The organism is Flavobacterium sp. AJR, from assembly GCF_002156885.1.
Lineage (GTDB): Bacteria > Bacteroidota > Bacteroidia > Flavobacteriales > Flavobacteriaceae > Flavobacterium.
On record NZ_NCWQ01000073.1, the window covers coordinates 1 to 21,965 of the forward strand.

Consider the following 21,965-nt stretch of genomic DNA (forward strand, 5'->3'; position numbering starts at 1 on the left):
ATAAAGATTAAATGGATTTTTAAAATTTGTGTTGATCTACGTTTGTTCATAAACGGAATTCTAAAGCAAAAACTTAACATTCTTTCCGATAAATAAAAACTTTGAGAAAAACTTTGCGGACTTTGCGTAAAACTTTGCGAACTTTGCGGTTAAGAAAAAATTTAGCATGGCAAAAATACTTACAGGCGTACAAAGTACTGGAACGCCGCACTTAGGCAACTTATTGGGAGCAATTATTCCTGCAATCGAATTATCTAACAAACCAGAAAACAAATCATTTTTGTTTATCGCCGATTTGCATTCGATTACACAAATAAAAGATGGTAAAACTCTAAGAGAGAATACCTTTAGCGTTGCTGCTGCCTGGCTTGCGTTTGGTTTGGATATTGACCGTGTTACTTTTTACAGACAATCAGATGTTCCACAAACAACTGAATTAACTTGGTATTTAAGCTGCTTTTTTCCTTTCCAAAGGTTGACTTTAGCACATTCTTTCAAAGATAAAGCTGACAGACTTGACGATGTAAATGCAGGTTTGTTCTCGTACCCAATGCTTATGGCAGCAGATATTTTGCTTTATGATGCAGAGTTTGTTCCTGTTGGAAAAGATCAAATGCAACATTTAGAAATTACACGTGATGTAGCCTCTCGTTTTAACCACCAAATGGGTGAAACTTTTGTAATTCCTGAAGTTAAAATTCAAGAAGACAGTATGTTAATTCCTGGAACTAATGGAGGGAAAATGAGTAAATCGGCTAATAATTATATCGATATATTCTCAGACGATAAAACGTTACGTAAGCAAGTTATGAGTATCGAAACGGATAGTACTCCACTTGAAGATCCTAAGAATCCAGATACTTGTAATGCATTTGCAATTTATGCTTTAATCGCAACTGAAGAGCAAATTGCCACAATGAGAGCTAATTATTTAGGCGGAAATTATGGTTACGGTCATGCCAAACAAGCTTTGTTTGAATTGATTACTGAGAAATTTAAAACCGAAAGAGAAAAATACAATTACTACATAAATAACCTTGACGAAGTAGATGCTTTACTTAAAAAAGGAGCCCAAAAAGCAGCAGTTATTGCTAATGAAGTTTTGGAAAGAGTACGAGTAAAACTAGGGTTTAACTAGAAAATAACTTAATAATAATCTCACCAATGTCTTACAATCATTGGTGAGATTTTTTTATAAACATTATACTAAATCGATTTAGTAATTACGCAAGGAGCAACAAAATAAAAAGAAATAGTAACTAATTTGAAGGTATTTAAACTCCATAAATTTTGTCTTTTCGACGAAGGAGAAATCTCCACAAAGAGCTCTATAAAGTGAATCGCTAATTTTTGTCGAGTTTCTTACGGAGATTTCTCCTTCGTCGAAAAGACAATTTTGTCAAGAAACTTTGCAAATCTAGCGGTTAAATTCTCTGTCAATTGATTTCAAGAAAACATGAATCAATTATTCAAAGAATCATTCAAATCAAATCGCCTCAAACAATTTTCCTGGCAAAGGGCGAATCACGCCTTTAAGTTCCATATTCAGTAACAATCCTGAGATTTTGTAAATCGGGAAATTACATTTTAAAGCGATAGTATCCATTAAATCCTTTCCGGTTTTTAATAAATAATCATAAATTTTCTGTTCATCGGGTTCTAATTCTACAAACAATTGCTTCTGTACCGATTTAGACGTGTTTTCGACGTCCCAGTTCAAAATATAAATCAAATCGGCAGCATTAGTCAGCACGTTTGCTTTTTGTGTCTTAATTAAGTTATTACAGCCTTGGCTAAATTTATCAGTTGTTCTGCCTGGAACTGCAAAAACATCCCGATTATAATCATTAGCCATATTAGCCGTAATGAGTGATCCTCCTTTATCTGCAGATTCAATTACAATTGTAGCTTCACTAATACCAGCAACGATACGGTTTCGGCGTACAAAATTTTCTTTGTCTGGATTAGAAGAACTCCAGAATTCGGTCATAAAACCACCGTTCTGTTCAACTCTGGCAACGTATTTTTTATGAGTTTTAGGATATATTTGGTTTAATCCATGTGCAACAACGCCTATAGTCTGAAGATTATGATCCATTGCCAATTGGTGTGCAAAAATATCAACACCATATGCAAAACCACTTACAATAACAGGATCCAAAGGGGCTAAATCTTCGATCAATTTTTTGCAAAATTCCATCCCGTACGACGTGATTTGTCGCGTTCCTACGATACTTATGATTTTTTTATTCGTCAAATCAATGTTTCCGGAGCTAAATAACAAAACAGGAGAATCAATACAATGTTTCAAACGATCAGGATAGTTTTTTTCCTGAAAAAAAGTTATATTAATCTCATTTGCATGAATAAAATCAAGTTCTTTTTGCGCTTTTTCAAAAATTGACTTTTCTTGAATATTCTTCAATAAAACAGATCCAACTCCATCAATAGAAGCAAGTTGCGAAGACTTAGTTTTAAAAATTGCTTCGGCAGTACCGCAATGCAACAATAGCTTCTTTGCCATTATATCTCCCACTCCATCAACACTTTGTAAGGCTAATAAATAAAATAAATCCTGTTCAGACATTTGTCTATAAAATTTGGTTACACAAATAAAACAAATCCCTTATTTGTTATTTACAAAGATGATAATTTTACGTAAATTCTTGCCAAAAAAAATAAACTTTAAAAAAGTCGTAAAATATAAAAAATTAGTCGTTTTTATAAATATTTAGATTTCAATTGTTTACATAAAGTTTTGAATTGTTAATAAAAATTGTGAATAAAATTTTGATAACTATTTACGTTGTCTAACTTTGTTACTATGAAAATCGAAACTTACATCGCGCAGTTATTGTATCGTTATCAGTGTGTAACGGTTCCTGGGTTTGGAGCTTTTTTAACCGAAATTCAATCGGCTCAACTTAATGAAGGCACAAATTCTTTTTTTCCACCGAAAAAATTAATCTCTTTCAATTCACTTATCAAAAACAACGACGGCTTGTTGGCAAATCATATTGCTCAAACCGAAAAAACATCGTATAAATTTGCTGTGAGTTCACTTCATTATGAAGTTTTAAGCTGGAAAAAGGAATTAGAAGATAACGGTTTTCTTTCTATTAAAAACGTTGGAGAAATTAGAGTCAATGCAGATAAAAATCTTGTGTTTACTCCTAATGATCAGAACAATTATTTAGCTTCTTCATTTGGTTTAAGCCCATTCGTTTCTCCTATGGTAAAAAGAGAAGTTTTTGAAAAACATATCGAAGCTTTAGAACTAGAAACGGCTGATGAAAATGAAGCAATTGGATTATCTGGTTACAGAAATTCTTATTTAAAATATGCTGCAATTTTTATACTTGCGTTAGGTGTTACTGGTAGTATAGGTTACCCAATGTATCAAAACCAAATTGCAAACGAAACTGTTCTTGTAGAAACTGCTGTACAAAAGCAAGTTCAGAATAAAATTCAAGAAGCTACATTCTTTATAAAAAACCCAATGCCTGCGGTAACTCTTTCTGTAAAAGAAGATAAATTACCAATGCCTTATCATATTATGGCAGGTGCTTTTAGAAGTGAAAAAAATGCTCAAAAAGCATATAATCAATTGAAAAAAGCTGGGTATGATGCTAAAATAATTCCTGCTAACAGACACGGTCTTTTCCCTGTTTTATATGGTAGTTATGCTACAATGCGTGAAGCAGAAAAAGCTCAAAAAGAAATCCAGAATACTATAAATCCAGATGCTTGGATTTTAATAGAAACGCTTTAATCACATAAGGAACAATCCTTTAGGATTAAAAGACGAACTATATACACTAAAAACACCATTTCTTGATAAAAGAAAATGGTGTTTTTTTTTACAACAATAAAAGTCAAAAAAACAACAACATAGGTTTTTTACTACATTTTGGAATAATATTTGCTAATGTTTTTAGAACATTCAAAATTTAATACCATGAGAATTGCACAAAAACTAGGCATCATTATTTGCCTTTTTATTACAACACAATCATTTTACGCACAACAAATTGCAACCAGTCTTACTCAGGAAATGCTCTTGAAAAAAGAGAAAGATGACGCGAAGAAAACATTAGAAAATCAGAAAGAATTACAAAAAAGACAAGATCAATTAAAGCAAGATCAAAAAAAAGCCGAGAAGCGTCAGAAAAAAATAGAAGACGCTCAAAATAAAATTGAAAAAACTAAAAAAGAAATTAAGAAAACGGAAGACAAAAATCTGAAAATTCAGAATGAAATTAATGCTAACAAACTACCTGAAAACAAGATTCAACAAAAGATGATAAAGTCTAAAGAACAGGAACTTGAGATATTAAAACTACAATCTAAGCTTACAGAACAGCAACAAAATCTAACAAAAATTTTAGATTCAAAATAGCTCAAAAAAAACATAAATAAAGAAAACCCTATTCAGCCGAATAGGGTTTTTATGTTTTTAGGAAAAATTAAACAGTTAATTCAAACTTGCTTTGTACATACGTAATTCATCCCAAGTAAATTTCTCACCATGCTTCTCTTTCAATCCGTTAAGAGATTCTTCCTGATAGAACTGGAAAGCTTCTTTTAATGCTGCAATTTTATCAGCTGGTAACACATCGTTAACCGAAATAACTTTTGTTTGAATCAGTTTTACCAAATGAGATTCAATGGTTTGTGTTGTCAGTTTACGAATATTAGCAATATCTTTTATAGACATTTTTTCCTGCCACAACTCATACGTTTCTTCAACAGTAGATTTTTTAACCGTTTTTTCTTTCGGTTTTTTAGACGAATAACGTTCCACAGGTTCATCGTCATCCAATAAATCTCCATTTTTACTTTTAAAATTATCTCGAATTGTCGTCGTTTTCTTCGACTTGTAACTTTTAATCTCTGGCGACGTTAATTTCTCTTTAGAGATAGTATCTCCCGCAACAACCGTTTCTATCAATAATCGAGCTTTCATTAGGCGTAAAACCGCTTTAGTTTGCAACTCTTCTAACAAAACTAATTCATCGTAAAAAGCCTTCGCTTTTTTTACACGCTGAATTTCTTCCATTTTGTATAAAAGTTCATAAACCAATTCGTCCATTGGTTTCATAAAGTAGCCGTAAGCAGCTTCTATTCTTTCAGAAACATGAATTAAATCAACCGTTTCATTATTAAAAATTCTGTTAAGCTGAACAATGAATTTTATAGCTGGATCTACGAGCGATTCTATAATCAAAGTTTGCTTTTTTGCCCATAACGCATGCTTTGCTTTTTCTGAACTTTCAGACTTATCGTTGTAACTGTATTGATGATTACGCCATTCTTGTGCTAAATTTGCCCAATCGAAACTGTTAGCCAAATACTTATGAATAAAATTCTTGGTCTCAAAGTGCAATGAGTTCTTCAATAATTCCTCGGAAGCTTTGTTCAAAGCATAATCCATTACATCCTGATCGTTAGAAATACCATTCATACGCAGCGGAGAAAGCAAAATAAGCCCATTTAAGGAACGCAAACGCGATAATGCTACATATGCTTGTCCAGGAAGAAAAACTTGCGATACATCGAGCGCAGCTTTGTCAAAAGTTAAACCTTGGCTTTTATGCACCGTAATTGCCCAGGCAAGTTTGATAGGATATTGCACAAAAGTTCCTAAAACCTCCTCCTCTATTTCCTGAGTCATTTCATCGACTTTGTATCGAATATTCTGCCATTCGTATTTCTCAACTTCGATGGTTTTATTCTCCTCAGGAAAATGAACCATGATTTCCTGGCTCGAAAGCGATTTAATCACACCCATTTTTCCGTTAAAATAATTTTTATCAAAAGACATATCATTCTTCACAAACATGATCTGAGCACCAACCTTAAGCTGAAGATTTGGATCAAGCGGATATATTTTTTCAGGAAAATCACCAACAATATCAGGGAAATAATTATTCATTTTTCCTTTTAAATCATTGATAGCCTGATTATTAATTGTATCAGCCTTAGCATTATGCGTTGTAAGTGTAATGTACCCTGGATTATTTTTTAAGTCAAAATCAGGTTGAACATACTGATTTAAACTCTGGATATCTTGTGGTGTAATTTGATTATTTCGCAAGTTATTTAATACCGAAATAAACGAATCATCTGTCTGACGAAAAATTTTAGATAATTCAATATACAAAGGCGGATTTTGCTGAATTACATGCGAATGAAAAAAGAATTTTCCGCGGTAATATGTTCTCAAAGTTCGCCATTCTTCATCACGAATTACTGGCGGCAATTGCAATAAATCCCCAATAAACAATACCTGAACACCACCAAAAGGTTGGCTATTTTTACGAACCGTTTGCATCATAAAGTCCATAGCATCAAGCAAATCGGCACGCAACATACTCACTTCATCAATAACTAAAAGCTCCATGTTGCGGATAACCGAACGCTTAACATTATTCATTTTAAAATGCCTGCGCAAAGTAGCTTTCGTTTCAAACTTGGTAGTTTCCGAGAATTGTGGTGAAGAATTATCCGGAATAAACCCTGCAAATGGCAACTGAAACATCGAATGTATCGTAACACCACCAGCGTTAAGCGCGGCAATTCCCGTAGGTGCCACAACTACAGTGTTTTTGTGTGTTGTTTCGATAATTTCACGCAACAATGTAGTTTTACCAGTTCCAGCTTTTCCTGTAAGAAAAATGGAACGTTGTGTTTGGTTAATAAACTGTAGCGTGTATGAAGCTGCTTCGGAAATATTTTGCATTAGGCTTGTATTTTAGAAAAGAAAAAACTCGAAATTCTGATAAGAAATTCTTTTTGCAAAAGTAGAAGAACATATCGAGTTAAAAACCTAATTGTAGATATTTTATAATAAAAAAAGCCTATATCATTTCGGATATAGGCTTCAAAAATAGTTTATTTATTTATATTATTTTTTAGCTGTCGTTGTATCTTTTGCTTTAGCATCAGTTTTAGTATCTAGCTTTGTTCCAGCTTTATAATTGTCATTCAAAGCTTTAACGATATCTTTTGTAATATCATATTTGTCCTCAGCATATAAAATTGATGCTGCATCACCTGTACCGTAAATGTAAGAGTACCCTTTTTCTTTACCGTAATTTTTGATGAATTTTTTAACTCCAGTAACCAAAGAATCCATTTCGGCACCGCTTTCTTGTTGCAATTGTTGAGCAAGTGCTTGTTGTGCATACCCCAATTGTTGTTCTCTTTTTTGTAACTCAGCACCTCTTTGTTGTGCCCATGCTTGACCATTGGCTTGAGCCTGGCTTTGAAAATTAGCAGCATCTTGTTTAAAACGAGTAATCTCGGCTTGAAGCTGTCTCCCTTTTTCCTCTGCTTGTGCTTTGTATTTAGCTTCAAGGTCTTTTGCTTCTGTGTACTCTTTCATTAAAACTGAAGTGTCAACGTAAGCTGTTTTTACTTCTTTAACTTCTGCTGTTTTGTTACAAGCAACAACTGAAATTGAAAGTGCGATAATTACTAATGCTTTTTTCATTTTGTTAATTTCTATTTTTTTTAAAGTATGAAAGACAAAAATATAAAAAAATCAATAGCACCGACATAAAGTTTAAAAAATGCACGATTTTTCTAGTATCAATTTTTGTTATCAAACCCCTATTTTATATAATTTACTGCTATTAATATTGGATTTAATAGCTGCTTTTTAAGGCGTTTTCTCAAAAGAGGAATATAAACGCTCGTTTATCACCAAAAGCGTGTCTTAAAGCAGCTAAAAACGCTTTTTACTTGTTTTTTAGGAGGTAAATGTGCGATGAATATTCTAAAGTTCGTTTTGCTTTCCAATTTGACTTTAAACCAATAAAAAATGCAGATAGATAATTCATTTTTCCAGTTTTGTATTTTTCCGAAAGTAAGCTCACATAAAACGAATCAAATTTCATTGGGAGGATTTTTTCCAGGCGCATATCTACTTTTTCAAAAAGGGACTGAATCGCTTTTTTTGAGAAATGCCAAAAATGAATTGGCACATCATAAGCTGCCCAAAAAGTTTTATAATGATTTGCATCGAAAGATTTAAAATTTGGAACTGCTACAATTAACGTTCCAGTTGGTTTTAATAATCGCTTCAATTCCTGAATTTGTAATTCTAAATTTGGGACGTGTTCCAAAACATGCCACATCGTAATTACGTCAAAAGAATTATTCTCCAGGTCAGCAATTTTTTCTACAAAAGAAATCCCTTTTTTTATTGCGATAGATTTTGCTCTGTCGCTCGGTTCTACTCCAACAGTTTCCCAACCGTTTTCTTTTGCCGTTAATAAAAAATCTCCTGTTCCGGCTCCGATATCCAAAATTCTCCCTTTTTGTGGATTTTCAGAATTAATTAAATTCAGCTTATTTTTTAAAGCTATATTTTTTACAATGTGATATGCCTTTTCAAATAACGAACGTTTGTTATCTGTGTGCGAAATATAATCTTCGCTTTCATAATATTTCCCCAGATTATTTTCATCGGGTTGTGGAGATGTAATTAGCATGTCCAAAGTTTCATCATAATACAATTCAAAAGTTTCTTTAGAAACTGAGTGATCCTTTACAGTAAGAAAATGTTTTTTGTTTAAAACGTCCATTTTATAATTATTGGTATTTTGGTTTAATTTTACGCCAAACCCAAAAAACGGAAAATTTCATTTTTTGGGTTTCTTGTTCTTAATATTTTATTTTTCTCTTTTACGATTCCAATTTATTTTTACAGCCGATATTTTTTCGTTTTCAATTCTTGTTTCTGTATAAATAGTAAATCCATTTTTCACATAAAACAACAATGGCGATTTATACAGCGCTGCATTCTTTTTAATTTCATTTTCGTGGTCTATAACCCAACCATTCAAATTATTCTTATTCTTTTTTAATTCTTCAATTAAAAACGAACCTTTTCCAGTTCCTTGAATTTGACTGTCGATAATAATTGCAAACCAATCTTCATTATCTCGCAAAAAAGCAAACGCCCAGCCTTTGATTATATTCTCATCATCAATTAAAAAATGATGTTTTACATCTGACAAACTATTTAAATACAAATCAAAATCATGAATTGTTTCATGATTTAAATTCATTGGATATTCATTGTTCCAAAGTTGCAATAAGGTTTCTTTCTGTTCTAATGATAAAACTTCTTCATGAACTATCTTCATATTCTAATAAATTTAAAACTTAATTAATTCAATAAAATCAAGACTTCACAAAGTAGTTTCACGTGGAACAGTTTAATTTTAAATTTCTGATATTAGATTTTAGATTGAAGAGCAAAGTCTAGAACTAAAAGAAATACTCATCAAATTCAATGCTTCGCAAAGGAGTTTCACGTGGAACACACAATTTTAAATTTCTGATATTAGATTACAAAACTAACTCTTAAGCCAAAAACTCACAAGCCTTATTCTATCCTATTCTAATTTCAGAAAACAATTCAGTAAATCAGCTATCAACAATATCTCTGTTCAAATACTAATCAAGAAAAACTCAAAACAAATATGATACGAAGATATCAATTCAGATCTAAAAATGCATCCATTTGTAAAGTTTCAATCACTTAAAATTTCAAGAATATTCAAAACAAATATTCTCTATTTAAACTTTAGAAACAATTCTAAAACCCCTTTCATAATGCATCTTCCATTATATTTCTTTAAGACAATTCGAAAAGCTAACATTCGGCAAATGTATAAAATCAGATTAAAGAAATCATTTTTAATTTAAAACATAAATTATTCATCAAATCTAAGAACTTATAAAGCCTCAAATTAAACATCCAGCATTCTATATTATTTCCATAAAAACAGAAATCAAAGTATAAATTCCCTGAAACAATTAATATCAAATTACAGAAATCACATTAATTTAATTTTTAATTTCTGAATAAATTCTAAAACTATAAAAACAGACTCACATCCAATGTTATTAAGTTAAATAAAAAACATAATAATGTATCGAATAAATTTATCAGAAAAGCGTAATTTTTATACAAACATCAATTATCTGTACAGTTTATCATTCTGAACGGACTCGAAGAATCAGGAGAAGCTCCGCAACGAGAATCATAGCTTTGTAGAGTTACTCACGAAGATTTACTTCACCTGTTCACTATCACTCAGGTCTCCATCGTCAAAATAGCAAGATTCAACATAAGCTTTACGCTTTATTTATTTACAAGATTAATGCTGCTTTCTAAAAACTTAATGACATTAGACTCTCGCCTACTCATATTTCATAAAACATTGCCATGAAAGAAACAGCAAAGAATATCGTTAATTTTAAATCTCTTCACTAAAAGTAAAATTTCGAAACAAAAATTGCTCGAAACTATTAATTCATATTAAAAACTCGTTCAAAATTTAAAAACTCAATACTAACCAAATTCAAGAATACACAAAGTAGCTTTGTGTTTGAATAAATTTCAGATTAAAATTAAGTAGAATTACACCGCAATTCATATTACTTTTTAAACAATTTCATAAAAACAATTCAAAAAACAAACAATTGCAACAATGTATCAATTCAGATTGAACAATACATTTTTGATTTAAATTTTCAATATTTCATCAAAAATACGAATTCACAAACCCACTACTCGCCTACTTTAATTTCTAATTAAAGAATACAATCAATAATATAGAAATCAAATTCAGTTACAAAGACAATAATAATCAAAGCAGATTCTCATCTACTCAAATTAAAATTACAATTCAGAACTGGTGAATCATATTGCGTCGTTCTAAAAAATTATAATTACTTCGTAAAATCTAAACGTTTTTCAAAATAAAGGAAGAAAGCTTTAAATTTTAGATTAATTAATAAATCTAAAAAAATCAACAAAATCAATGTTTGACAAAGTAGTTTCACGTGGAACATTTTAATTTAAATTGAAAGTTTTATATTTTAGATTGCAACAACTATACTTAGATAAAATTCAACTTCTATTCAGAAAACAAACATTTAGCAACGTAGTTTAATTTTAAAATCCAATCTAGAAGTTTCAGGATAGACTACAGAACTTCTTCTTGAACTAAAAAGAATATGGATCAAATACAACAATCAACAAATTATTTCATATTGTATTAATTTCAGAATAATCCATAAACAGAAAAACCCCAACAAAGTCGGGGTTTAACAAAGTAGTTTCACGTGGAACATATTGTTTTTAGATTCTAGCTTTTATAAATTTAAGCACTACAATCTGAAGTCTGCAATTATTATCTTCCCATGTAAATAAGTAAAACAGAGATATCACTTGGTGAAACTCCGCTTACTCTAGAAGCTTGAGAAATTGTAACAGGACGAATCTTGCTCAGTTTCTGCTTCGCCTCTATCGACATTGATTTGATTTTGTTATAATCGAAATTCTCTGGAATTTTCACTTCTTCTAATCTCGTAAGCTTGTCAGCATTATTTCTTTCTTTTTCGATATAACCTGAATACTTAACCTGGATTTCGGCTTGTTCCAGAATCTCTTGATCTAAGTCGTTTTCATTAATATATTCTTTAACCTTATCAAATTTTAAAATATCCTCTAAATCTATTTGCGGACGAGAGAAAACTTTAAACATTTTATCTCCTTGAGAAATCAAAGCCGTTCCTTTTGATTCTAAAATAGGATTTGCTTCTGCAACAGAAACACTCGTTTCTTTGAAGAAAGCAACCATTTTCTCAGACTCATTCAGTTTATGCTCCATTCTGCGTAAACGTTTCTCTGAAGCTAAACCTATTTCGTATGACATTGGAGTTAATCTGAAATCGGCATTATCCTGACGCAACAATGTTCTATACTCTGCGCGAGAGGTAAACATACGATATGGTTCTTCTGTTCCTTTCGTAATAAGGTCATCAATTAAAACACCAATATACGCTTCGTCGCGTTTTAAAATTAATGGTGCTTTTTCGTGCACTTTTAAATGCGCATTTATTCCAGCCATCAATCCTTGCGAAGCTGCTTCTTCATATCCTGTTGTTCCGTTAATCTGACCAGCAAAATATAAACCTTCAACTAATTTTGTTTCAAGCGTATGTTTTAACTGTGTTGGCGGAAAGTAATCATATTCGATTGCGTAACCAGGACGGAAGAACTTCACGTTCTCAAAACCTACAACTGTACGCAACGCTTTAAACTGAATATCCTCTGGCAAAGAAGTAGAAAATCCGTTTACATAAACCTCACAAGTATTCCAGCCTTCAGGCTCTACAAATAATTGGTGACGTTCTTTATCAGCAAAACGATTAATCTTATCTTCGATAGATGGACAATATCTCGGACCAATACTTTTTATTCTTCCGTTAAACATTGGCGAACGATCAAAACCAGATCTCAAAATATCATGCACATCCAAGGATGTGTATGTCATATGGCAAGACCTTTGGTGAACCAAAGGCGAAGTAACATCAGAGTATGAAAACTTATCTGGTTTTGCATCTCCCTTTTCTTCGTTCATTTTAGAATAATCCAAAGAACGCCCATCAACTCGTGGAGGCGTTCCCGTTTTCATTCTTCCTGATTCAAAACCTGCTTGAACCAAATCTTCGGTGATTCCGTATGCAGCACTTTCGCCTGCTCTACCTCCACCAAACTGTTTGTCTCCGATATGAATCAAACCGTTCAGGAAAGTTCCGTTTGTCAAGACAACCGATTTAGAACGAATTTCAACTCCAAGCGAAGTTCTGATTCCTTTTATCTTTCCGTTTTCGATTATCAGACCTTTCACCATTTCTTGGTAGAAATCAAGATTTGGAGTTCCCTCCAACATCATTCTCCATTCTTCGGCAAAACGCATTCGATCACTCTGAACTCTTGGCGACCACATTGCTGGTCCTTTTGACTTGTTCAACATCTTGAATTGAATTGCCGTGCGATCGGAAACAATTCCCGAATACCCACCAAGCGCATCAATCTCACGTACAATTTGTCCTTTTGCAATTCCTCCCATCGCTGGGTTACATGACATCTGTGCGATGTTTTGCAAACTCATTGTTACAAGCAAAGTTTTAGACCCAAGATTCGCGGCCGCTGCCGCGGCCTCTGAGCCGGCATGTCCTGCGCCGACTACAATAACATCGTATTCTTCTAAAAACATTTTTTTGATATGGATTTTTTCTGAATGCTTCGCATTCGAAACAACTCAGAAACAAATTAAAATTATTCATGTTCCACGTGGAACATGTAATCAAAAAAAGAGTTTAATAATTATAGTTCCACGTGGAACATTGCTATTTTCTCTTCTTCTTTAGAGCGCATTAAAGCAGCTTCACTCTCTGACTTATCCTTGTATCCGCAGTAATGCAAGATACCATGAGCCAACACTCGCTTCAACTCATTCTCAAACGGAACATTAAAATCTAGAGCATTGTCACGAACTCGTTCTACAGAAACAAAAATATCTCCGTTTAGTTCGTTACCTACAGTATAATCAAAACTAATAATATCTGTAAGTGTGTCGTGGTTTAGATACTCTACATTTATCTTATGAAGATATTCATCGTCGCAAAATATATAACTTATCTCTCCTTCTTTTTTATTCTCTGAAAGAATCACAGCCGATAGCCATTCTTCAAACGCTTCTTCATTATTTAAAACGAAGTCTGTTTCGTAATTAAAATTGATCATTTTGTATTAAAGTATTCTTGAACCTTTTGATTAAAATTCGAGCGCAAAGGTAATGATTGTCTATTTAAAATCTCTATGCTATTTAAATAATCTGATAAGGGCGTTGGCAACGCATTCGATTGATTATTAAATTCTTTCCTATTTGTTTCGGATTGTCGCTTGTTCTCTTGACCTTGTTCCTGAACAGCATTATTTAGCTTTAATAATTCTTGTTGAATATTTAAAATACGCTGCATATTTTCGTTCTTAAATCCTTTATTGAGGAGTTGCTTTTCTAGTTGCTTCATTTGTTCCAAAGTCTTTTGACCATTTGGTCCTAGTCCTTGTTTCTCTAATTCGTTTTGTAGAGCTTCTCTAAGACGAACTTGTTCTTTGTAAATTTCCATTATCTCTTGAGCATTACCTTCGCCATCATCGCCATTATCTCCAGATGTACCTTTCCCACCTGACTTAGGATCCTTGCCATCTTTACCATCTTTTCCTTTACCTGGCTCCTGCCCTTTCTCCATTCCTTCTTTCATTTTCTTTCCTAAACCTTCTTGCTTCTTCATAATATCTGGCAACTGCATTCCTTCTCCTTGACCCGGTTTAGGTTTTCCTGAACTAGGACTAGACATTGACATTTGCATATTGCTTAATAAATCACTCAGGAAATCTGCTAGTTTATTAGCTGATGAAACTGCATATTGCTGGTGAGAAACTCCTTTAGGAATCTGAACATCGGTTAACGTTTCAAGAGCTTTGTCCATATTGTATTGTACGTTTCCAATTTCTTTAGTAACATCTTCTGCTACTTTTGGGTTACGTAAAGACAATGCAAACAAGCTATCATCGATATGCTTAAACTGTAACTTTAAATTTTGCTGTATCTTTATGTTCTTATTAAATACAGATGATCCTAACTTAAGCGATTTAAATTGTAACATAACTGCTTCTTCTGATAATGAAAAAGCAAGAAGGTTATCAAGAATCTGACGCAACATTTTTACATCCTCTTCTAGTTGTTCCTGCTCCGAACCCTCCATTCCTTCTTTCATTTTCTCAGCCATCTCTTTCATTTTCTTGGCTGCATTCTTTTGCTTTGGCTTTGCTCCTGCGCTGTTGTTTTTCTTTAATTCTTCTGATGCTTTCTTTAATTCATTATCAATATCTTTCTCTTTACTTGCATCAGCTGGAATTTCCATAGGTGCTTTTAAAGATTTATTTTCTTCTTTTAAATCCTTTAAATCTTCCTGAACCTTGTCAAATTCTTTATTGATTTCATCTTGTTTATCGGCAGTGTTTTCTTTTTCTTTATTAGAAAGTTGCTCTTGCTTATCGGCAAGTTTATCTAATTTATCTTTTAGTTGTTCTGCTTTTTTAGACACATAAAACCTCTTGGTAAGCTCTACCAATTGTTCTAAATTTCTAGATTGATTTTTAGAAACTTGTTTAAACTTATCTATCTTATCAAACAATTCATCACTCTTAATTTTATCATTTAGGTCTTTAAGTTCATCCAAAAGTTTTTGGTTTTTCTCTAAATCCTTATCAGCTTTATCCAATCGTTTTTGCAAATCATCAATAGTTTGGTCTTTCTTTTCAGTCTTGAATTTATCTAGATTTTGATTCATCTTCTCAGCAAATTCTTTCATCATCTGGTCTTGTTGTTTCTGACGTTTGACAAAATCGTTTACTTTTTGTTGGTCTTTAAACTCTAAATTATTCTTTTCTTTTCCTAGATTTTGAAGTTTTTCTAATTCAGAAATTTGCTTATCCTGACTTTTTAATGATTTAGATAAAGCATTAATATTACTATTTTGCATCTCTAAATCTTGTTCATGCAATTCATCTGTAGTAGCAACTCTATCTGAGAATACTGATGACTTTGCACTCTTGAAATTATGTGGTGCATCGTTATCAAAAACTTCAAAATAATATTCATAAGATACTCCTTGCTCAACAGGAAGATTACTTGGGAATGAGAAAACAAACTGATCGAATACATTGTTCTTAACTGCAATTGTTCCACGTTTGGCACTGTTAGGTTTGTTGCGCTCGTAGTATACGATTTGCAATTTTGACAAACCATAGTCATCAGACAATTGTCCTAACATATAGTCTTTACCTAACTTTAAACTATCCGGAGCAACTCTCACATTGATAGTAGGGAACTGATCTTTAATAACTGAGAGCTGATAATTAAGCTTTTCGTAGTTTTTAACCTTGTTATTTGATGTAAGAATTTGATATTCTGTGTTTTGAGTTACATTTTTTGATAAAACAAAGCTATCATCTGCTTTAGTAAAAGGAATAGATGTAGTACCTTCTTTCCAATCTACGTTTTGAGTAGATTTAGTATTCATTTTCCAAGTTACTCGAGTACCTTCTGGCAAAATAGCATTACCTGTTCCGCTAATAGTTTCACTTTTCTTATTAAGATATGAAGGAAAGTTTAACTGCATTTCGAAGTTTGCAATAGATGGAACTGTGATAACTTTTAATTCATATGATGGAGAAGTAACAAGATTACCTTCTACATAAAACTCAACATTAGTATTTGGTTTCTCAATCTTAAATTCAAATACTCCGGGTTTAGTCGATTCCATAAAGTAACTTTCATTTCCTATATGAATCATTACATTCTCAGGTATAACTTTACCTTCTGATTGTACCTGAAGAATAAAGTCTTTGTTCTGTTCTGTTTGTAAATTAGAATTTAGAACAACAAATTTAAAAGGTGCTGGAGGCAAGAAAGCAGCATTAAAGTGCACTACTCTATTTAAACTTTGAGAAAGAATACTACTGTTTCCAGAAATATAAAAAACCAAAAAGAACAAAATTGGTATTAAAGCTAATGGTAAATATTTCTTATTTGAATTAAAATTAATAGCATTACTGAACGGAATCGGTTGGAGCGAATTTGCTTTTTGTTCTATTGAAGCCAACATTAATTCAGACTTTTCGATATCATTATCTGTAGCCGAAAGTTGCAAGAAGTTAGTCAGTTTATCATTTACTTCAGTAAAATGATTTCCTATAATTGCCGAAGCCTGATTATAATCAATCCCTTTTTGAAGTTTGAATAATTTAAAAAGCGGAAACATAATAAAACGAAACAGTAAAAATACTTCCACGCATACAAAAGCACAGAACAAAAGTGTTCTTCCTACTGGCTTTAACCAAAGAAAATATTCGATGAAAATCGTAAATAAAAAATACAACAATCCAAAACCAGTGAAAAGAAGTAAACCTCTAATCAACTCATTGGTATAATATTTCTTGATAAAAGCTTCTAACTTTTGATATATAAATGGAACTGTTTTCAAAATAGTATTCTGTTTTGCTTATAACCTATAAAAGTAACAATTATACTAATTGAAATTCCAAAAAATAAATTCCAAATTCCAATTATAGAGTTGGAATTTGGAATTAAAAAAATTGGAATTTAAGTAAAGTCGTATCTTTGCATCAAAATTTAAACAAATGTCAAAGCAAGTTCGTGTGCGTTTTGCACCAAGTCCGACTGGACCATTACATATTGGTGGTGTTCGTACTGCCCTATTTAATTATTTATTTGCAAAAAAACATAACGGTGTTTTTTATCTTAGAATTGAAGATACTGATCAGACCCGTTTTGTTCCTGGTGCCGAAGCTTATATTATGGAAGCTCTGGAATGGTTAGGAATTGCTCCGGATGAAACTGTTGGAAAAAATGAAAAATTTGGACCATACAGACAAAGTGATCGTAAAGATTTATACCAACAATATGCTGACCAATTGATCAATTCGGGTTGGGCTTACTATGCATTTGATACTCCAGAATCATTAGATACTCATAGAAAACAACATGAAGCTGAAGGAAAAACATTTATATACAATCATCATAACCGCGAAAAACTAGATACTTCTCTAGTAATTTCTGCAGAAGAAACTACTAAGAGAATTGCAAATGGAGAACATTATGTTATCCGTTTTAAAACTCCGGTTAACGAGACATTGCATTTACAAGATATTATTCGTGGTGAAGTTAAGTTTGAAACTAACCTTTTAGATGATAAAGTTTTATTTAAAAGTGATGGTATGCCTACTTACCATTTAGCAAATATTGTTGATGATCATTTGATGGAAACATCACATGTAATTCGTGGTGAAGAATGGTTACCATCTATGCCTCTACACGTTTTATTATACAGAGCTTTTGGTTGGGATGCTCCAGAGTTTGCACATTTACCATTAATCCTGAAACCAATTGGTAACGGAAAATTATCTAAAAGAGATGGTGATAAACTTGGTTTCCCTGTATTCCCATTAGAATGGAAAACTGAAGAAGGCATTTCATCTGGTTACAGAGAGAAAGGATTTTTCCCAGAAGCAGTTATTAACTTCCTTGCTTTATTAGGTTGGAATGATGGAACTAACAAAGAAATATTTTCATTAGATGAATTAGTAGAAGCTTTTGATTTGAACAGAGTTCATAAAGCGGGTGCTAAATTTGATCCGGAGAAAAACAAATGGTTCAATCACCAACATTTGATAAAACAAAGTAATGAAGATTTAGCCAAAGACTTCACTCCTATTTTATTTGAAAAAGATATTGATGTTTCAAAAGTAGATCTTGTTAGAATAGTTTCTTTGATAAAAGAACGTGCTCATTTTGTTTCTGAATTTTGGGAACTAAGTGATTTCTTTTTCCAGTCTCCTACATCTTATGATGAAAAAGCAAGCAAAAACTGGAAAGAAGAAACTCCTGCTTTAATGCAAGAACTTACATCTGTTCTGGAAAATATTGAAGATTTTACATCTGTAAATATGGAAACTATAGTGAAAGATTGGATGACGAAAAATGAAATTGGAATGGGTAAAGTTATGCAACCTTTCCGATTAAGTTTAGTTGGAGCATTAAAAGGTCCTCACCTATTTGACATTGTTGAAATCATAGGAAAAGAAGAAACAATCTCAAGAATACAGAAAGCAATTGTAGCTTTGTAAAAACAAAAAATCTAATAAATATAAAAGCGTTAAGAACACCTGAAGTTGGTATTCTTAGCGCTTTTTCATTTTAATAAAAACATAACGCATTAAAATGGAAGAAATTTCGTAATTTGACCATTAATATTTAAACTAAATTTATCTGTTATGAACATTCCAATTATTCTTCTTTTAGTCTTCGGATTATTTATTTTCCTTTCTTCATTCTTTACAGTGAAACAACAAACATCTGTAATTATAGAACGTTTTGGAAAATTTCTTAGTGTAAGAACTTCCGGTTTACAATTAAAAATACCAATGATCGATAGAATTGCCGGACGTGTAAATCTTAAAATTCAACAGCTTGATGTTATCATCGAAACGAAAACTAAAGACAATGTTTTTGTAAAACTAAAAGTATCTGTTCAATTTATGGTTATCAAAGAAACTGTTTATGATGCTTTTTATAAATTAGAATATCCACATGATCAAATCACATCTTATGTATTTGATGTTGTTCGTGCTGAAGTTCCAAAATTAAAACTGGATGATGTTTTTGAAAGAAAAGATGATATCGCTATTGCTGTAAAGAGAGAATTAAATGAAGCAATGACTACTTACGGATATACAATTATCAATACTTTGGTTACTGATATTGATCCAGATATTCAGGTTAAAAATGCAATGAACAGAATTAATGCTGCTGATAGAGAAAAAACTGTTGCAGAATTTGAAGCTGAAGCATCTAGAATTAGAATTGTTGCTAAAGCAAAAGCTGAAGCAGAAAGTAAGAGATTACAAGGTCAAGGTATTGCAGATCAAAGAAGAGAAATTGCAAGAGGTCTTGTAGAAAGTGTTGACGTTTTAAATAAAGTTGGTATTAATTCTCAGGAAGCTTCAGCATTAATTGTTGTTACTCAACATTATGATACGTTACAAGCTATTGGTGCAGATGCAAATTCTAACTTGATTTTATTACCAAATTCACCACAGGCAGGAAGCGATATGCTAAATAACATGGTTGCTTCTTTTAGTGCATCTAACCAGGTTGGCGAAATGATGAAGAAAACGAATAAAAAGGTTAAACCAAAAACTGAAACTAACCTAGATTATCAAGCTCCAGAAACTCCGGAAGCAATAGAATAATCAGAATTTAAAAAATAAAAAAGAAGCTTAATTGCCTCTTTTTTTGTTCATAAACCAAGCTATCAAATAAGGGATAGCGGCTTGTATAATTTTTATATAAGAATTCGAAAGCATGTCTTTATATGAACCCAAAAATCCATTTACTATATTTTTTGGTTCTAATGATTCTTTAGTTTTTTGAACACTAAGAACAAGCTTTTGATAATTGATTTGTTTTTCTAATTTAAGAATTTCCAATTCTCGTTCAATTTCAGCGTATGATGAGTATTTTTTAGTTTCCATAATTTAGTCGTTAAAAAAGATTTCTGAAAATTTTGACAAGATTGGTCCTTCTACCATTTTATCTCTTATAAAGAAAATAAGTATTGTAGCTATAAGATACAACCCTCCTACTATAAGAAAACCAAAAGTATAACTTCCTAAAGCGGCACTTATTGCAAATGCAGCAGCAACAGATCCAAATAACATAACCATACTGAAACACAATAAGATTAAAATAAATTTGAATATTACTGTTGTAGATTTCATTGCTACTTTAAAACCCCACAACTTATAATAAGCCAGGTGACTATCAACATAAGCTTTCGCTTGATCCTGAATATTTTCTGTATGTTCTTTTAATTCTTCAAAAGCCATAATAACTATTTTAGTGATATTGATAAAAATACAAAGTACACAATGAAACCAATGTATTGTGATTCTTAAAATTAATTAATTTTTTTGAAACAATAACAATTAAAGTTCAATGTGTACTTTGCTTATGCCTTAAAAAAAGGTTATTTTATTTTTGAAGCTTAGCGTTTTGAGTTTTCAAATCGGCCAATTTAGTTTCTAAAAATGAAATTACTTCTTCTGTTTTGTAGCTCATATTAGAAAGTAGATTTTCGTAAGTTCCATCTAAATCTTCTTTTGCATTCAAAAACTTGTCACGTAATCCTTCAGTAGAATGTTCTAATTTATGTTTTAAATTATGTTTTGCATCATCGATTCCGTGTTTAATACGTCCTCTGGTTTTTGAACCTTTATCTGGTGCAAACAAAATTCCAATTCCTGCTCCAATCGCTGCACCTGTAAGAAGTGCTAATATTGTGTTTCCTGTGTTGTTTGACATAACTATAATTTTTAAAAGTTAATACTAAAGATAATCTTTTTTTTACAAATAAAATTCTAGGGAATAATGTTTAATATAATTTTAATATACATAAGCAACTGCCTGGTACTTACCATCTGGTTTTTCGACAATTGCTACAAACGGATATCCATTATCTGCAGACTTAGTTTTGATGCGTCTTTCCGTTTGTTCTTTTAAAGCTAAAGGAGACTCCCCTTTTGTTTTTGTTGACAAACCTGAAAAAGTCTCAACTTCTTTTAGTCCAATAGTTTGGCTAGGTTTTAAAACTTTAACCGAACTATAATCCTTTTTGTCAGACACAACAATTTTTGGAGAAATAGATTCTGATTTAGAACTTGCTTTTTCATTAAGAGAAGAAACCGCATATTTACTAATAGTAAATTGTTCTGAACTTCCGTTTAATGAATAGTAAAGAAGATCATTATCTTGTTTTATATAATTAACATCTAATTGTTCTCCGTTATGTTTGATTATTTGATGAGTTTGCGAAAAAGCAAAACTCGTAAATAATATTCCTAGTATTAAAAATTTGATTTTCATAAATACTGCTATTAAGTTTATAATATAAAATTAAGCCTCAATAAAGTATATCATAAAAAATGAAATAAACAATTTTGAAAATAATCAAAAAATCAATTTAGGCGATTTTGGTAATCATGAAATAAAATTGAAAAACACTTTAAATAAAAAAATATTATCAAAACTAAATCACAATCTAAATACGAACGATAAATTTATTTTATGAATTTCATCTAAAACTATTCAAAAACTAGAATTTGCATTAAGATCAAATTCTGAAGTTTGAAAAATAATTTTGTAATCATAGCCCACTCCATTTTTATTTTAAAATGAATAAATTCATTTTCTAAAAATTTACTTATTTGGCTTTTTATAAAAATAACACTTTCACGGACATTTTTGTGTTAACAACCCGTTAAACCATCTTAATTTTGACAAAAAATTAAAATAAAGCTCGTCATTCAATCTTTTTCTGGAAACCAATATTAGAGTTATCCAATTTCTGAAAACGTCTTAAAATCAATATATGAAAGCTGTTTTTAATCTATAAAAACTATTAAAATCTATAAATCTATAATAAATACTAATAATAGTTAAAAACTT

The 21,965-nt window shown here is 31.5% G+C and carries 17 protein-coding genes; 5 read left to right on the forward strand and 12 right to left on the reverse strand.

Going from position 1 to position 21,965, the window contains the following annotated elements; all coding sequences use genetic code 11:
• The first annotated feature begins 166 nt into the window (after nucleotides 1-166).
• On the forward strand, nucleotides 167-1,138 hold the full coding sequence (gene trpS, locus B8T70_RS18060) for a tryptophan--tRNA ligase (protein WP_086895746.1): 972 nt from the start codon (nucleotides 167-169) through the stop codon (nucleotides 1,136-1,138).
• Between the two features lie 348 nt (nucleotides 1,139-1,486).
• Here the strand turns inward: trpS and dprA are convergent, their stop codons facing one another.
• Nucleotides 1,487-2,587: a DNA-processing protein DprA gene (gene dprA, locus B8T70_RS18065; protein WP_039118033.1), complete on the reverse strand. Its 1,101-nt coding sequence runs from the start codon at nucleotides 2,585-2,587 to the stop codon at nucleotides 1,487-1,489.
• Between the two features lie 237 nt (nucleotides 2,588-2,824).
• On the opposite strand from dprA, the gene B8T70_RS18070 reads away from it, so the two are divergent.
• Nucleotides 2,825-3,772 (forward strand): SPOR domain-containing protein, encoded by a 948-nt coding sequence (locus B8T70_RS18070; RefSeq protein WP_086895747.1) that lies wholly within the window; start codon nucleotides 2,825-2,827, stop codon nucleotides 3,770-3,772.
• Between the two features lie 156 nt (nucleotides 3,773-3,928).
• The gene (locus B8T70_RS18075; protein ID WP_123912126.1) at nucleotides 3,929-4,399 is read left to right on the forward strand and encodes a hypothetical protein; all 471 of its coding nucleotides are present in this window, start codon (nucleotides 3,929-3,931) and stop codon (nucleotides 4,397-4,399) included.
• A gap of 75 nt (nucleotides 4,400-4,474) precedes the next feature.
• Here the strand turns inward: B8T70_RS18075 and B8T70_RS18080 are convergent, their stop codons facing one another.
• The 7 genes from B8T70_RS18080 to B8T70_RS18110 all read right to left on the reverse strand — a co-directional run bounded on the left by B8T70_RS18080 (nucleotide 4,475) and on the right by B8T70_RS18110 (nucleotide 16,923).
• Entirely contained in the window at nucleotides 4,475-6,742 is a 2,268-nt protein-coding gene (locus B8T70_RS18080) for a helix-turn-helix domain-containing protein (protein ID WP_086895749.1), read from the reverse strand.
• A gap of 165 nt (nucleotides 6,743-6,907) precedes the next feature.
• Nucleotides 6,908-7,495 carry an OmpH family outer membrane protein gene (locus B8T70_RS18085; protein WP_039113278.1) on the reverse strand — a complete coding sequence of 196 codons (588 nt, stop codon included), beginning with the start codon at nucleotides 7,493-7,495 and terminating at the stop codon, nucleotides 6,908-6,910.
• A gap of 247 nt (nucleotides 7,496-7,742) precedes the next feature.
• The gene (locus tag B8T70_RS18090; protein WP_086895750.1) at nucleotides 7,743-8,591 is read right to left on the reverse strand and encodes a bifunctional 2-polyprenyl-6-hydroxyphenol methylase/3-demethylubiquinol 3-O-methyltransferase UbiG; all 849 of its coding nucleotides are present in this window, start codon (nucleotides 8,589-8,591) and stop codon (nucleotides 7,743-7,745) included.
• Nucleotides 8,592-8,678: 87 nt separating this feature from the next.
• Nucleotides 8,679-9,155, reverse strand: a complete 477-nt coding sequence (locus B8T70_RS18095; RefSeq protein ID WP_086895751.1) for a GNAT family N-acetyltransferase — start codon at nucleotides 9,153-9,155, stop codon at nucleotides 8,679-8,681.
• A gap of 2,058 nt (nucleotides 9,156-11,213) precedes the next feature.
• Complete coding sequence (gene mnmG, locus B8T70_RS18100) at nucleotides 11,214-13,085, reverse strand: tRNA uridine-5-carboxymethylaminomethyl(34) synthesis enzyme MnmG (RefSeq protein WP_086895752.1); 1,872 nt, start codon at nucleotides 13,083-13,085, stop codon at nucleotides 11,214-11,216.
• A 110-nt stretch (nucleotides 13,086-13,195) separates the two neighbouring features.
• Nucleotides 13,196-13,615 (reverse strand): rRNA maturation RNase YbeY, encoded by a 420-nt coding sequence (gene ybeY / locus B8T70_RS18105; protein WP_039113281.1) that lies wholly within the window; start codon nucleotides 13,613-13,615, stop codon nucleotides 13,196-13,198.
• A complete protein-coding gene (locus tag B8T70_RS18110; RefSeq protein WP_086895753.1) occupies nucleotides 13,612-16,923 on the reverse strand; it encodes a hypothetical protein in 3,312 nt (1,103 codons plus the stop codon). Before B8T70_RS18110 ends, ybeY begins: the two co-directional genes overlap by 4 nt.
• Nucleotides 16,924-17,080: 157 nt before the next feature.
• Between B8T70_RS18110 and gltX the strand changes: the two genes are divergently transcribed.
• Nucleotides 17,081-18,586, forward strand: coding sequence for a glutamate--tRNA ligase (gltX, locus tag B8T70_RS18115; protein ID WP_086895754.1), 1,506 nt, complete (start codon nucleotides 17,081-17,083; stop codon nucleotides 18,584-18,586).
• Between the two features lie 147 nt (nucleotides 18,587-18,733).
• Nucleotides 18,734-19,711, forward strand: a complete 978-nt coding sequence (locus B8T70_RS18120) for an SPFH domain-containing protein (RefSeq protein ID WP_039113284.1) — start codon at nucleotides 18,734-18,736, stop codon at nucleotides 19,709-19,711.
• 27 nt (nucleotides 19,712-19,738) lie between these two features.
• Here B8T70_RS18120 and B8T70_RS18125 read toward each other — a convergent pair whose 3' ends face one another.
• The 4 genes from B8T70_RS18125 to B8T70_RS18140 all read right to left on the reverse strand — a co-directional run bounded on the left by B8T70_RS18125 (nucleotide 19,739) and on the right by B8T70_RS18140 (nucleotide 21,383).
• Entirely contained in the window at nucleotides 19,739-19,993 is a 255-nt protein-coding gene (locus B8T70_RS18125) for a DUF6327 family protein (RefSeq protein ID WP_039113285.1), read from the reverse strand.
• 3 nt (nucleotides 19,994-19,996) lie between these two features.
• Nucleotides 19,997-20,347: a competence protein gene (locus B8T70_RS18130; RefSeq protein ID WP_086895755.1), complete on the reverse strand. Its 351-nt coding sequence runs from the start codon at nucleotides 20,345-20,347 to the stop codon at nucleotides 19,997-19,999.
• Between the two features lie 145 nt (nucleotides 20,348-20,492).
• Nucleotides 20,493-20,822 (reverse strand): YtxH domain-containing protein, encoded by a 330-nt coding sequence (locus tag B8T70_RS18135; protein WP_039113287.1) that lies wholly within the window; start codon nucleotides 20,820-20,822, stop codon nucleotides 20,493-20,495.
• A gap of 81 nt (nucleotides 20,823-20,903) precedes the next feature.
• The gene (locus tag B8T70_RS18140; RefSeq protein ID WP_086895756.1) at nucleotides 20,904-21,383 is read right to left on the reverse strand and encodes a hypothetical protein; all 480 of its coding nucleotides are present in this window, start codon (nucleotides 21,381-21,383) and stop codon (nucleotides 20,904-20,906) included.
• Between the last annotated feature and the right edge of the window lie 582 nt (nucleotides 21,384-21,965).